Raw genomic sequence first — 13613 nt, forward strand, 5'->3', positions numbered from 1 at the left:
TCGGGCGGGCAAGATGCCCACCCCACAAGGAAATTCACTCTTTGTGGAACAGGCATCTTGCCTGTTTTTGGGAAAGGCGATCGATCGGGCGGGCAAGATGCCCACCCCACAAGGAAATTCACTCTTTGTGGAACAGGCATCTTGCCTGTTTTTGGGAAAGGTACAAGATGTGAATTGCCATAAAAATGGTAAATTCTGCTGTACTTTTTCTAGATAACTTTCAGTGCCCCAATCTGCCAGCAGGTGACGCAAACGCGGTTTTTTGCCATCAATTCGAGGTCGATTTTTGGTGTATTCAAGATAGGCGCTAGCCAGGGCGGCTAATACTGAAATACATTGCGATTCTGGGATTAAAATTCCTGTATCGCCGTTTAAATGCAGCCGAAAAAAGATTTCTGATTGGGTTGAAAGCCCTTCAGCAGCTAATAAAATATCGTTGCGTAAAGCCTGGATCGAAACCGATTCCCCACCATCCAAGCCAATACTGAACTTAGGCGAAAGTTCCGACAACTCGGAATGTGTTTGCAGGTAATCATCCCAAGCTTTCACTAGCGGGCGAGTATCGAGTAACTGCTGGCGATCGATCCCTGCTGTCGGGCTTGCCATAATATTGCGAATCGGGTCAACTTCAACGCGGCGAGACGCTATCCCCAATTCCTGCAAGCGGTTCCAGACTTCCGGGGCAATTTCCGAGTTCACTTCTCGGATTTGCAAATTTGCCCGATTTGTCACTTGCAAACAGCCGGTACTGTATTGATCTGACAAATCGGCGATCGTCCGACACTGCTGCGCGTTTAAAATTCCCCCAGGAATCCGCATTCTCGATAAAACTCCGTCTCGGGCTTGGGAACCGTAAAATAAACCCGGACAAGTCGGCAAATCAGTCAAAGCTAACAAATAATCTCCTCCCCGTGCTACGCAGGGAATCCAAAAGTAAACGCCCACAAAGCGCCCCCGAAATCGGCATTCTGACTTTTACAGTTGCGGCACAGCGCCGGAATTGCACCGGACTTTCCCGCTTTCAGGTTTTAGAAAGGTATCACGAGCTGACCCACAGAAAGCAAAACCCTCAACTTTCTTAACAAAACTTCTGGCGATCGCGTCGGGCCCCGCAAGCTACGCCCCTGTCTCTCCTTACATCAGCTTTCCTAATGACCCTCATCAGTTTAACTGTCGCTAAACCCCTTTACAAACGTTAACAATACCGTTAATAATAGAAACATCATCCGAACATTGACAACCAAATACAGCAATCATAAAACCATGACAACAACCTTACAGCAGCGCGAAAGCGCCAACGTCTGGGAACGCTTTTGTGAGTGGGTCACAAGCACCGACAACCGCATATATGTAGGTTGGTTCGGAGTCTTGATGATTCCTACCTTGCTCAGCGCCACCATTTGCTACATCATCGCCTTCATCGCTGCCCCTCCAGTGGACATCGACGGCATCCGCGAACCAGTAGCAGGTTCCTTGATGTACGGTAACAACATCATCACAGGTGCTGTTGTTCCTTCATCTAACGCGATCGGCTTACACTTCTACCCAATCTGGGAAGCAGCTTCCCTCGATGAGTGGTTGTACAACGGCGGCCCTTACCAATTGGTAATTTTCCACTTCCTGATCGGTGTATTTTGCTACATGGGTCGTGAATGGGAATTGTCCTACCGCTTAGGTATGCGTCCTTGGATCTGCGTCGCTTACTCTGCACCAGTTGCAGCAGCAACCGCAGTATTCTTGATCTACCCGATCGGACAAGGTTCGTTCTCTGACGGTATGCCTTTGGGTATCTCCGGTACATTCAACTTCATGATCGTGTTCCAAGCTGAGCACAACATCCTGATGCACCCGTTCCACATGTTGGGAGTTGCTGGTGTCTTCGGTGGTTCTTTGTTCTCCGCCATGCACGGTTCTCTCGTTACTTCTTCCTTGGTTCGTGAAACAACCGAAACCGAATCGCAAAACTACGGTTACAAATTCGGTCAAGAAGAAGAAACCTACAACATCGTTGCAGCCCACGGCTACTTCGGTCGTTTGATTTTCCAATACGCTTCTTTCAACAACAGCCGTTCTTTGCACTTCTTGTTAGGTGCATGGCCAGTAGTCGGCATCTGGTTTACCGCTTTGGGTATCTCCACGATGGCTTTCAACTTGAACGGTTTCAACTTCAACCAATCGATTATCGACTCTCAAGGTCGTGTCATCAATACTTGGGCTGATGTGATTAACCGCGCTAACTTGGGTATGGAAGTAATGCACGAGCGCAATGCTCACAACTTCCCGCTTGACTTGGCTGCTAGTGAAGTCACTCCAGTAGCAATGGTTGCTCCTTCTATCAATGGCTAAGTTTTAGTTTTTGATTAACAAAAAGCGCTCCTAGAAATAGGGGCGCTTTTTGTTTGGGGAAAAATATTTTTATAGACCTGTTTCTGTTAAGAAACTAAGTGATATCAAGTCCGCTTGAGTATTTGTCATTCTGAGTCCTGAAGGAACTGAAGAATCTAGCCCTTTCGGCAACGCGCTTACTTCGTTGCGCTTGACTCATGACAAGTAAGCGTTTGGAGTCAAGCGCTCGCGCGGACATGATATGAGCAACGGCTAATCAAAAAAAAAGAATAGCCAGAACTCCGCAGGAGTTAAAGTGCTGCGGGGATCTAAGGCGCGATCGCATTTTAGGTTGAATTAAGTTGATTTACTTAATAGCCGATCGCCCCATCTAAAATTAATCTAAAAAATTAAAAGGTGAAAAATTAATTTTTCACCTTTTAACTCTCGATTTTGGATTAGCCGTTACTGAACAAACTTCTTGAATGCCAGAGTCACGTTGTGGCCGCCAAATCCAAAAGAATTCGACAGCGCCACATCAACTTTTAGATCGCGGCTTGTATGAGGAACATAGTCCAAATCACACTCAGGATCGGGATTTTCCAAATTAATTGTCGGCGCGATTTTGTCATTGGCGATCGACATTACCGTCGCCACCGCCTCAATTCCACCAGAACCGCCCAAAAGATGGCCGGTCATCGACTTGGTAGAACTAATTGCTATTTTGTAAGCGTGGTCTCCCAAAGTCTGCTTAATCGCTTTTGTTTCAGTAGAATCGTTGGGAAGCGTGCTCGTGCCGTGAGCGTTGATATAGCTCACTTGATCCGGCGTCAAACCCGCATCCTTGAGTGCTAAAGCCATCGCGCGCGACGCACCGTTCCCCCCCGGTACCGGAGAAGTCATGTGATACGCATCGCAAGTTAAACCGTAGCCGACGATTTCTGCGTAAATCTTCGCGCCACGCGCCAGAGCGTGTTCCATTTCTTCTAAAATCAGAATGCCAGCACCTTCGCCGACGACAAAACCATCACGATCGCGATCGAACGGACGAGAAGCATGAGTCGGGTCATCATTGCGAGTCGAAAGCGCTCTCGCCGCAGCAAAACCCGCCACGCACAAAGGTGTCACCGCAGCTTCTGTACCGCCGCAAATCATGGCTTGGGCGTAACCCGCCTGAACTAAGCGAAACGCATCGCCCACGGCATTTGACCCGGCAGCGCAGGCCGTCACCGTGCAAGAGTTCGGCCCTTTAGCGCCCGTGTGAATCGCCGTCAGGCCCGCGGCCATATTCGCAATCATCATGGGAATCATAAACGGGCTGCATCGATCGGGGCCGCGAGTCAGATATATCTCTTGCTGGTCTTCTAAAACCTTCAGGCCGCCAATGCCAGTGCCCAGAATGACACCCACCTGTTCTGCGTTCAGGTCGTTAATCTCAAACTTCGCATCAGCAAGAGCTTGCTTGCTCGCTGACACCCCAAATTGAGCAAAGCGATCCATCCGCTTTGCTTCCTTGCGCTCTAAATAGTCGTGTGGGTCGTAACCCTTCACCTCTGCGGCAAAGCGGCAGTCGTGCCGCGACGGGTCGAATAAGGTGATCGGGCCTATACCATTCTTCCCGGCAAGCAACCCGTCCCAATATTCAGACAAGGTATTGCCGATCGGTGTAATCGCGCCGAGACCCGTGATAACAACGCGCTTACGCTCTAAATTTGTCATGATTTCAGTTTCAAAAAATTAAACACCCAGAACGCAGAACAAAAGAGGAGTTTCCAGTTTTTAACTTCTCTCCTCTTAGGGGAAAAGACAGGTATTTTATGCTTTTGGAGCTGCAAGTTGGCTGCTGATGAAATCTACAGAAGCTTGAACCGTAGTAATTCCTTCGGCTGCTTCGTCGGGAATTTCAATATCAAACTCTTCTTCCAAGGCCATGACCAGCTCTACTGTATCTAAGGAATCTGCTCCTAAATCGTTAGCAAAGTTGGCTTCGGGCTTGACTTCGCTTGGATCGACTTCCAATTGATCAGCCACAATTTTCTTGACTCTAGCAAAAATGTCGTCTTGACTCATAACCTCGTGTCCTCATTGGTTGCTGCGTATCTAATCTTATCCGAAAGGGGGATCGGCAAGAGAAAGGCTGGCCGCTTTTCTAAGTGACACGGGCCAGCGACAATTGGGGCACGGACGATCGCAGCAACCCTACGACTAAGGAAAAAAAACCCCATAGCCCACAATCAATCATCTCGTTTAGCAACCTGATAACGTTGAGGAACCGGATTTTTGGTCGATGGTGCGTCACTCATCAACTCAAAATGCTTGAGAAAAGCTGACAATTGGCTCTTAGCTAGGCGGTGATAGGTTAATTATAAAGAGGGAAAACTAAGCAGGAAGCCTCCCGACTTCGATCGCTCAAGTTTCTTTTCCCGAACCTTGTGTCCCCAGCAGAAACGACTATGCCATCCCAAACTCTCAGATATGCTTACTTTCCCGGTTGTGTTGCTCAAGGGGCCGCCCGCGAACTTTACCTGTCTACCCAAGCACTGACTCAAGCGTTGGGGATTGAACTGGTGGAACTAAAGAAAGCTTCCTGCTGCGGTTCTGGCACTTTCAAGGAAGATTCGCAGTTACTCGAAGATACTGTCAACGCTCGCAATATTGCTTTGGCTGAGGAACTGAATCTGCCTTTGCTGACGCATTGCAGCACTTGTCAAGGGGTAATCGGTCATGTGGACGATCGCCTCAAGGAATCTCAGAAAACCGATCCCAACTACATAGAAAAAGTCAACGGTTTACTGGAAAAACAAGGCTGTTCGCCTTACAAAGGCAGTACCGAGGTGAAACATCTGTTGTGGGCGATCGTTGCAGATTACGGGCTCGACGAGGTGCAGAAGCGAGTCACCCGCAAGCTTTCGGGTTTGAAGTGCGCGTCTTTTTACGGGTGCTACCTGCTGCGAGCTCAGGATAAGCTGCTTTACGATGACCCGCACCAACCGGAATCGATGGAAAATGTGTTTCGGGCGATCGGGGCAACTCCGGTTTACTATCGAGGGCGGACGCAGTGCTGTGGCTGGCCGTTGGCGAGTTATGCCACTAACCAATCTTTTCAGATGGCCGGCAAACATATTCAAGATGCTCTTGACAATGGCGCTGATTGTATGGTAACGCCTTGTCCGCTTTGTCATTTAAATTTGGATTCGCGGCAGCCGGAGGTGGAAAAAGTAATCGGGCGCAAATTGGGTTTGCCGGTGCTGCATTTGTCGCAGTTGGTGGCTTTGGCTTTGGGTGTGGAGCCAAAAAAACTAGGGCTCGATCGACATATTGTTTCCACAAAGCCCGTGTTAGAAAAATTAGGCTTTTAGTCGATCGATTTGCACAGATTTGTAGTAAAGATGTCCGTCCTTGATAACTGCGCTCTAAGGACTGACGTGCTCAGTAGCAACCTACTTTGATAAGACTCCCAGCGTGAATAACTGTGAAGTTTTGTCGCTTTTTCGCGAAGTGCTTCCAGGCACTGCGGTAGACTAACCTTTAATTCTCTGTGCAGGCTATAGCGGTGGCACCTCGCCGTCAAATCTGTTAATTCGCAGAGGCAGCAAATTTTTAGTGACTCGTTGGGAGCCTTTATTCAATGTCTCATTCAGTCAAAATTTACGATACTTGCATCGGCTGCACTCAATGCGTCCGCGCTTGTCCGACTGACGTTTTGGAGATGGTGCCCTGGGATGGCTGCAAAGCAGCTCAGATTGCCTCTTCTCCCCGCACCGAAGACTGTGTAGGCTGCAAGCGTTGCGAAACTGCTTGCCCCACCGATTTTCTCAGCATCCGGGTTTACCTGGGAGCAGAAACCACTCGCAGTATGGGTCTAGCCTACTAAATATCGATCGACACGCCGATCGAATTACGGGCACAAAAGAGGGGGCGATTAAATTGCCCCCTCTTTTTTTGTCGCGGAATCTGCATTCGGGGCCCGAAGAAGGTAAAAATGATAAAACTTGAGTTTTATTGCGATCGCTAAGCAGGAGTAGTACGTTAAATGTGCGGAATCGTTGGCTATATCGGCACGCAAGCAGCAAGCGAGATTTTGCTAGCAGGATTGGAGAAACTAGAATACCGGGGCTACGATTCAGCGGGCCTCGCTACCATCTCCGAAGGAGAAATTACCTGCATCCGAGCAAAGGGCAAATTGCACAACCTCCGGGAAAAGTTAGCAGAGATAGACTCTCTGGCTCCCATCGGCATCGGACACACCCGCTGGGCAACTCACGGCAAACCAGAGGAATATAACGCTCACCCTCACCTAGATAATAGCGGGCGAATTGCGGTAGTTCAAAATGGAATTGTCGAAAATTATCGCGAGTTGCGGGAAGAATTGAAAGCAAAGGGACATAAATTTGTCTCGGATACCGATACAGAAGTTATTCCTCATTTAATAGCTGAATTTTTGAAAGAAGCAAGAAGGGAGAAGGAAGAAGAAAAAGATAAAAAAACCGAGAAAATAGCTGATTTATCGTTTTTGGAAACTGTTTTAAAGGCGGTAAATAAATTAGAAGGAGCTTTTGCGATCGCCGTTATCTGTGCAGATTTTCCAGAGGAAATAATTGTCGCCCGACAGCAAGCTCCTTTGGTGATTGGCTTTGGTGCTGGCGAATTTTTCTGCGCTTCCGACACGCCGGCCTTAGTATCTCACACCCGCACTGTTTTGTCCTTGGAAAATGGCGAATTGGCAAGGCTAACTTCGATGGGAGTGGAAGTTTACAGCTTTGCAGGGGAAAGGCTGAAAAAAAGCCCGCGCATCCTTGGTTGGAGTCCGGTTTTAGTCGAAAAACAAGGCTTCAAACACTTCATGCACAAGGAGATTTACGAACAGCCAGCCGTAGTCCGAGCTTGTTTGGAGGCTTATTTAGACAGCGATTGGCAGCCGGGAAATCCGCGCTCTCCCATCAATCTCAACTTGCCCAAAGAACTTTGCGTCGATGTCGAACAAATTTCAATTCTCGCCTGCGGAACGAGCTGGCACGCATCGCTAATCGGCAAATATTTGTTGGAACAATTAGCTAATATTCCCACTGCGGTGCAGTACGCTTCTGAGTACCGCTACGCACCGGCACCGCTGACAGCAAATACTTTAACTATTGGGGTAACTCAGTCGGGAGAAACGGCGGATACGCTGGCTGCTTTGGGGATGGAACAGCAGCGCCGCGCGGGTTTTACTGATAAATTCCGGGCGAGAATGTTAGGCATTACTAACAGAACCGAAAGTTCGATCGCCCACATGATGCCGCAGGTAATCAATACCCACGCTGGTATAGAAATCGGCGTTGCTGCGACTAAAACTTTTGTCACTCAGTTGATGGCATTCTATTTCTTAGCTTTGGATTTGGCGCACCAGCGGCAAACAATCAGCAGCGAGAGATTGGCAGAAATTATTACTGGTTTGCGCCAGTTGCCGGCAGAAATTGAGAAGTTTTTGGAGATTCAAGAACAGTATGTGGAGGAATTGTCCCACCAGTTTACAGACACCCAAGATTTTATCTTTTTGGGGCGGGGAATTAATTTTCCGATTGCTTTGGAAGGGGCGCTGAAACTGAAGGAAATTAGCTACATTCACGCCGAAGGATATCCGGCGGGAGAAATGAAACACGGCCCGATCGCCCTTTTGGATGCGAAAGTGCCTGTAGTGGCGATCGCCATGCCCGGAAGCGTCTACGAAAAGGTGCTTTCCAACGCTCAGGAAGCGAAGGCCCGCGACGCCCGTTTAATTGGGGTTACGCCCAAGCAAGGTGTGGCGGAAGCCGACATTTTTGACCACGTTTTGCCCGTGCCTTTGGTGGATGAATTGTTGTCACCGATTGTGACAGTGATTCCGCTGCAATTATTGGCTTATCACATTGCGGCGCGTCGGGGTTTGGATGTGGATCAGCCGCGCAATTTGGCGAAATCGGTGACGGTAGAATAAAGGAAGTCATTAGTCAGTAGTCATTAGTCAGTAGTTGGTTGTTGGTTGTTGGTTGTTCCTTCTAATAACCAATAACCGATGCCCGATGCCCGATGCCCGATGCCCGATGCCCGATGCCCGATGCCCGATGCCCTATTCCCTATTCCCTATTCCCTCTGGCTGACTCCGCAAATTGCGGCTAATAGCAACCAGCTTGTAGTATTGAGTCGAAAATCAAACAGCGTCACATCTACAGTGTTAAATAGCGTACAGGCGGCGAAGGCTAATAAATAACTGAAAAAAATTAGGCGATCGGCCGCTCTTACATCTTGACAAACCACCTGATTTGTGCTATTTATTATCAATTTTTGAGGGAGAAATAAAGCATTTTCCGCTACCTCCTGTGTTGCTATTTGCTCGTGTTTAATATCCCCAGGGAAAAGCGGCCAATTCGCCAGCAGCAAAACACCCCTAGCCAAAACCCAACCAACTAAACCCAACAACAAAAGCGTTGCGGGTATTCCCGTTTCCGCCGTCAACATCAGTATCAAACTGTGAGGATGGCCCAGCCATTCTTGCATCTGAGCTTGATAGAGAGGCGTAAAATTTCGCAATCCCCAACCAGTCCAAGGACGCTGCTGAGTCATCGACCAAGCAAATTCCCACTGAGTAGTTCTCAAAGTAGCTGTCGGCCGATTTGGGAACATTTCGTCGGTGAGTCTAGCCCAAAAGAAAGCCGGAACAATTCTTCGTAAAGATTGCCGCAGTGGTTCCGGGCCAAAGGCAGACAAAAAAACTGTGCTAGCCACACTCAAAACCGCAGCTAATAATTTTTTATAACCCACATAAAATGCAAAAGCCAAAACTGCCAAAACTGCCAGTCCCCACGCATTGCGAGAATTAGTAAAAATCAAAGCAACACCATTTCCGATCGCTGCAAAACTTAAAAATAGGAAGCGGTAATTGGGAAGCGGTAATTGGAAAGCGGTAATTGGAAAGCGGTAATTGGGAATCGGTAACTGGGAATTGGTAATTTGCAGTTCATTAATTATTTCCTTCTGCCTTCTTCCCTCTGCCTTCTGCCTTCTGCCTTCTGTCTTCTGCCTTCTGCCTTCTGCCATCCACAGTCCCATTGCTAAAATAAAAGCAATTGTCAGATAGCCAGCTAAAATATTTGCGTACATAAATACAGAAGCCATGCGGCCGGGGGGATTGCCTTTGGGTTCGAGTACCCAGCCAAAAACAGGCTGCAATTGATCGATGCCGCTCCAACCTAAAAATTGCTGTCCCAGACCTAAAATTATCACTGGAATTGAACTAATTACAATCATCCAAGACAATTGCCGCAATTGAGGCAGAGTTTGAATTAAACTGCTGAAAGCGGCAAACAATATAAAGAACGGCAAGAAATTGTACAACCCTATAAAAGCCTCGATGCGGTTGTGGGCAAAAACCGCTGTGATGACTAGCAACCCGCTCAGAATTGCGAAGCCTCGATTCAACGGGCGGCGACTAATTTGACGGAACTTTTGCTTGCAAGTGCCGGCCAATCCCAGGAATAAACCTAAAGCTCCTAAAATTGGAATTAAGGGAAAAATCAGCATCCCCACTTGGGCGAAATTCCAAGGGATTTGCAGGCGGGGATCTGGATGTTTTTGGAGGCGAGACTTGAGATTTTCGGCTGTCAGTTTGGCAGCTAATTTCAACCGATTTTTGATATTCACCCACACTCCCAATCTCACATCTAAAGTCTACAATTTACCATCGTTAAGCTAGTTCCCAAACGCATTCCGATCGCGTCAGGCGTATTTGAGCTAGGGCAAAAATGGTCGGGATAATGCGGCCGTAGTTCGTGGAAATCGATCGCCAACCCAAATCCGCTAAAAACCAAGTCCACATCACCGGGCCTATCAACGAAAATACGCTCCGCGTTGCACCGTAACGAGCCGCACTCACCGCCATACCGCGCCGCGCTGTCTGAATTGCGACATAATTTTGAAACTGGGTTGCGGCAGTTGCAGTGCCTGCAACCACTCCTTGTTTTGCCATTTGATATGTGGCAAAATGCAGCGCAAATTGATTGGCCATCAATTTAAGCAACATTGGTTTTAAGATGGAACTAACAGCTAAAGCGCTGCCGCCTTTGAACAGTAAACCCAGCGGGTCTTTTTCAGCAGAAATTGGCAGGGGTTCTGAGAGTTTAGAATCAACGATCGCTCGCTGTACGCGCACTGTCAGCGCTTGCTGTTCGTCTGCGGGCAAACGCTTCCACGCGCGGCCCATTAAGTGCAGAAATACTTCTGCCTCTAAGTCGGTGGTTGACAACTGTCTGGGATAAGGGATTTTGAGATAGCGACAAACTTGAATGAGTGCTTGTCTGTAAGTTACTTGTTGGGTTCGCCCTCTTAGTACCGTCAACCCGTCGGCTGCAAGATAGCGAAACCGCTGTTCTACGGCGTCAAGCCATGCTTCGCGATCGCGACTTTGTACATCTATCGGTGCGGGGGTTTGCACGTAATCTAAAGGGTTAAACTTGCGGCTGAACAGAAGTTCTGTTAGTTGCTGCAATTCTTCTTCTGTTGTCAATTCGAGTGCTGCTCTGAGTTCGTCCAAAATTTTGCCCTCCCCTATTCGATTTTAGATTTTAGATTTTAGATTTTAGATTCCTGCTGGTTGACAACCAGTGGGATTTAGGATTTACCTACAGTGGCATTTTTTATCGGGTCTTAATCATGGATTCGTGCTGTCCCTTATTCTACTACCTGGCGCAGGACGATCGACAGGCTTTGCACAGAATATCCGAGTGCTAGAAGCCATAACCTCAGCAGCTACATTGATCTGCCCACGCGCATCTAAATTTTACAGTCAAGTTTGGTGTCCCGCCGAGCCTAAAAATACAATTTAGATGCCCGACAGCCAACCCGGAACCCCTCGGTACGCCTGCAACCCCGCAGCTTGAGGAGTCAAACCGTCGCCCTGAAGCCCCACTATTTTATTCGCTATAAACAAAGGAAAAATAATTTAGTGTACTTCTGTTCAAAAAGGTCAGTTAATCCTATAATGAGTTTGGTTTTTTTAGAACAAAGTAAATGATGTCTTCTTCTGTCGCACCGTCTTTTTTGCAGGGATATTGGCAAGATACTTTCAATCTCAAGCAGCATCTACAGGATTTTTTAAACTTAGATTTAGAAACAATTGAACAAGAGCTAGCCCTCGGTCAACAATCCCTAAAAGAAATAGGACATCGGGATTTTGATTGGGAAAAAGCTAGCGAGTTTTATCGCGATCGAGTCGGACAAGCTTACCTATTTGACCTCGGAGCTTGGCATATGTCCAATCAGGATTACATAGGAGGCACTTTAACATTAATATCAGATATGGCTGCCGGTCGAGTTTTAGATTTTGGCGGCGGTATTGGCACTCATGCTATTGCAGCAGCTCTTTGTCCTCAAGTAGAACAAGTAGTCTATTGCGATCTTAACCCCATAAATTGCAATTTTGTTCAAAGCCGAGCTGCTAAGTTAGGATTGAGTGACAAAATTTCCTGTTGTCTGGAAGTATCGCCGACGGAAGTTTTCGATTCGATTATTTGTTTTGATGTAATGGAACATTTACTAAAGCCAAGTCAGCAATTGATGGATTTTCACAAAATGCTGGCTCCGTCAGGGAAGATGATCCTTAACTGGTATTTCTTTAAAGGTTTTAATCAAGAATTTCCTTTTCATTTAGAAGACGAGCAAGAAATGAACACATTTTTTACTAAACTTCAGTCTAATTTTATCGAGGTTTTTCACCCTCATTTGATCACCGCTCGTTGCTATCGCAAATTAACTGCAAGTTAAGAAATTAGCTTAAGGCTTAGGGAGCATCTCAGTTTTGCATTTACAGTGCGAGCGTCCCCGCTCGCGTATTGTACAATACGCGAGCGGGGACGCTCGCACTACAATAAAAAAAATGCTTTTTACAAAACTGAGATGCTCCCAAGGCTTATTTCCTAGAAAAAGTCCGGTAAGTAATGTATCTGAAAGTCCAATTATGTTCGATGTTGCGGTGATTGGTGCGGGTATGGCGGGGCTGAGTTGCGCTCAACGGTTGCGTCAAGCTGGTTATTCTGTGGCGGTTGTTGAGAAATCTCGCGGCGCGGGGGGACGTGTTGCTACCCGCCGCGTACAGGGTACTAGGGCAGATCACGGGGTGCGGTATCTGGAACCGCAGGGGGATGCGGTGCAGGGGTTAATTGAGGTTTTGGTCGATCGGCACATCCTCAAACTCTGGACTGATACTGTCTGGGAATTCAGACAGGGAAAACTTTCTGCTATTCCTAGTTCTTGTTATGTCGCACCTGCGGGTATGAATTCTATCGGTAAGTATTTGGCCCAGGATTTAGAGATTTGGTTTGGCCGCCGCGTACAAGCTATTTCTACTACAGATAACCAAATGTGGCATCTTTCCCTAGAAGTCACTGACAGCAATTTAGAGATACCTCAAGAATTGATTGCTAAGGCTGTGGTTGTGGCAATTCCTGCACCTCAAGCTTTAATGTTTTTGGATGCGGAAATCGGTTTGAAATCTGATTTTATTGACAAATTGCGTTCTGTGGAGTACGACCCTTGCATTACCGTTATGGCTGGCTATTCTGCGGGAAAACAGCAAGATTTGAACAATCTAAATCCGCAGTGGAAATCTGTTTCTTTTCCCGATAATGCTGATTTAGCTTGGGTTGGTTTGGACAGCAGCAAACGGCTCGATCCGCTGCAGCCAGTGTTTGTGGTTCACAGTAGCGCAAATTTTGCAGAACGCTATTTAGAAGCTGCTGATTTGGAAACTGTTGGTCAAGAATTGCTCGATCGCACTTCTGAATATTTAATTTCTTGGCTGAAGGAGCCGGAATGGTTGCAGGTTCACCGCTGGCGCTATGCTTTTTGTCGAAATCCTTTGCCTGTTTCTTGTTTGCCTGCTGGGGGGAATTTGCCGCTGGTTTGTGCGGGGGATTTGTGCGGGGAAGGTCAAATAGAGGGTGCTTTGCGATCGGGTTTGGCGGCGGCTAATTGGGTGAATTCTCAGTTGCAAAATTTGCCGTTAGATTCCAGCCTAAATTGGTAATATGGCTCCAATTAAGGTATCGATTTTGCCTCTAACGCTATGATTGCCATCCCGTCTGGGTTTAGCCCCGAAGATTACCTTGCCCTCGAACGCGATCATACCGTCCGGCATGAATAACGGATGTCAGGAAGAAGGAAGAAGGAAGAAGGAAAAAGGAAGAGGGAAGTTCGGCAACTAAGGATCGCGAATTAAATAACTTACAATTTTAATTGTTATTGTGGGATGGGCGTCCCGCCCGTCCTTTTTGGAC

General features: G+C 47.4%; 10 protein-coding genes, 1 pseudogene and 1 riboswitch. Of the genes and pseudogenes, 6 read left to right on the top strand and 5 right to left on the bottom strand.

All coding sequences use genetic code 11. The features are described from left to right. Positions 1-945 (bottom strand): annotated as a pseudogene (locus tag QUB16_RS30345) (hypothetical protein); the annotation flags it as partial. 8 nt (positions 946-953) lie between these two features. Continuing rightward, positions 954-1033: riboswitch (adenosylcobalamin-variant (AdoCbl-variant) riboswitch) on the bottom strand. A gap of 230 nt (positions 1034-1263) precedes the next feature. Between QUB16_RS30345 and psbA the strand changes: the two are divergent. After that, positions 1264-2346 (top strand): photosystem II q(b) protein, encoded by a 1083-nt coding sequence (psbA, locus tag QUB16_RS30350; protein ID WP_333148960.1) that lies wholly within the window; start codon positions 1264-1266, stop codon positions 2344-2346. A 444-nt stretch (positions 2347-2790) separates the two neighbouring features. On the opposite strand, the gene fabF is transcribed toward psbA, so the two are convergent. Together fabF and acpP are read right to left on the bottom strand one after the other, a co-directional pair. Further along, complete coding sequence (gene fabF / locus QUB16_RS30355) at positions 2791-4044, bottom strand: beta-ketoacyl-ACP synthase II (protein WP_333321883.1); 1254 nt, start codon at positions 4042-4044, stop codon at positions 2791-2793. 96 nt (positions 4045-4140) lie between these two features. After that, entirely contained in the window at positions 4141-4395 is a 255-nt protein-coding gene (gene acpP, locus QUB16_RS30360) for an acyl carrier protein (protein ID WP_333104466.1), read from the bottom strand. A gap of 383 nt (positions 4396-4778) precedes the next feature. Between acpP and QUB16_RS30365 the strand changes: the two genes are divergently transcribed. The 3 genes from QUB16_RS30365 (at position 4779) to glmS (ending at position 8281) form a co-directional block, all read left to right on the top strand. Beyond that, positions 4779-5684, top strand: a complete 906-nt coding sequence (locus QUB16_RS30365; protein WP_333321885.1) for a CoB--CoM heterodisulfide reductase iron-sulfur subunit B family protein — start codon at positions 4779-4781, stop codon at positions 5682-5684. Between the two features lie 269 nt (positions 5685-5953). After that, positions 5954-6199, top strand: a complete 246-nt coding sequence (gene psaC, locus QUB16_RS30370; RefSeq protein WP_015175986.1) for a photosystem I iron-sulfur center protein PsaC — start codon at positions 5954-5956, stop codon at positions 6197-6199. A gap of 159 nt (positions 6200-6358) precedes the next feature. Beyond that, positions 6359-8281: a glutamine--fructose-6-phosphate transaminase (isomerizing) gene (glmS, locus tag QUB16_RS30375; RefSeq protein ID WP_333321886.1), complete on the top strand. Its 1923-nt coding sequence runs from the start codon at positions 6359-6361 to the stop codon at positions 8279-8281. Positions 8282-8427: 146 nt separating this feature from the next. Here glmS and QUB16_RS30380 read toward each other — a convergent pair whose 3' ends face one another. Further along, complete coding sequence (locus QUB16_RS30380) at positions 8428-9984, bottom strand: O-antigen ligase family protein (RefSeq protein ID WP_333321888.1); 1557 nt, start codon at positions 9982-9984, stop codon at positions 8428-8430. A 43-nt stretch (positions 9985-10027) separates the two neighbouring features. Then, a complete protein-coding gene (locus tag QUB16_RS30385) occupies positions 10028-10873 on the bottom strand; it encodes a YaaW family protein (RefSeq protein ID WP_333321889.1) in 846 nt (281 codons plus the stop codon). 476 nt (positions 10874-11349) lie between these two features. On the opposite strand from QUB16_RS30385, the gene QUB16_RS30390 reads away from it, so the two are divergent. Both QUB16_RS30390 and QUB16_RS30395 read left to right on the top strand, forming a co-directional pair. After that, positions 11350-12102: a class I SAM-dependent methyltransferase gene (locus tag QUB16_RS30390; RefSeq protein WP_333321891.1), complete on the top strand. Its 753-nt coding sequence runs from the start codon at positions 11350-11352 to the stop codon at positions 12100-12102. 193 nt (positions 12103-12295) lie between these two features. Continuing rightward, a complete protein-coding gene (locus QUB16_RS30395; RefSeq protein WP_333321893.1) occupies positions 12296-13363 on the top strand; it encodes an FAD-dependent oxidoreductase in 1068 nt (355 codons plus the stop codon). Positions 13364-13613: the final 250 nt, after the last annotated feature.

The sequence above is a fragment of the Microcoleus sp. D3_18a_C4 genome, from assembly GCF_036702415.1.
In the GTDB taxonomy this organism is placed as follows: Bacteria; Cyanobacteriota; Cyanobacteriia; order Cyanobacteriales; family Microcoleaceae; genus Microcoleus.

Excerpts from the sequence above, each read along its gene's own strand:
- fabF (WP_333321883.1), bottom strand. The coding sequence starts at position 4,044 with ATGACAAATTTAGAGCGTAAGCGCGTTGTTATCACGGGTCTCGGCGCG.
- QUB16_RS30365 (WP_333321885.1), top strand. The coding sequence starts at position 4,779 with ATGCCATCCCAAACTCTCAGATATGCTTACTTTCCCGGTTGTGTTGCT.
- psaC (WP_015175986.1), top strand. The coding sequence starts at position 5,954 with ATGTCTCATTCAGTCAAAATTTACGATACTTGCATCGGCTGCACTCAA.
- psbA (WP_333148960.1), top strand. The coding sequence starts at position 1,264 with ATGACAACAACCTTACAGCAGCGCGAAAGCGCCAACGTCTGGGAACGC.
- QUB16_RS30395 (WP_333321893.1), top strand. The coding sequence starts at position 12,296 with ATGTTCGATGTTGCGGTGATTGGTGCGGGTATGGCGGGGCTGAGTTGC.
- acpP (WP_333104466.1), bottom strand. The coding sequence starts at position 4,395 with ATGAGTCAAGACGACATTTTTGCTAGAGTCAAGAAAATTGTGGCTGAT.
- glmS (WP_333321886.1), top strand. The coding sequence starts at position 6,359 with ATGTGCGGAATCGTTGGCTATATCGGCACGCAAGCAGCAAGCGAGATT.
- QUB16_RS30390 (WP_333321891.1), top strand. The coding sequence starts at position 11,350 with ATGATGTCTTCTTCTGTCGCACCGTCTTTTTTGCAGGGATATTGGCAA.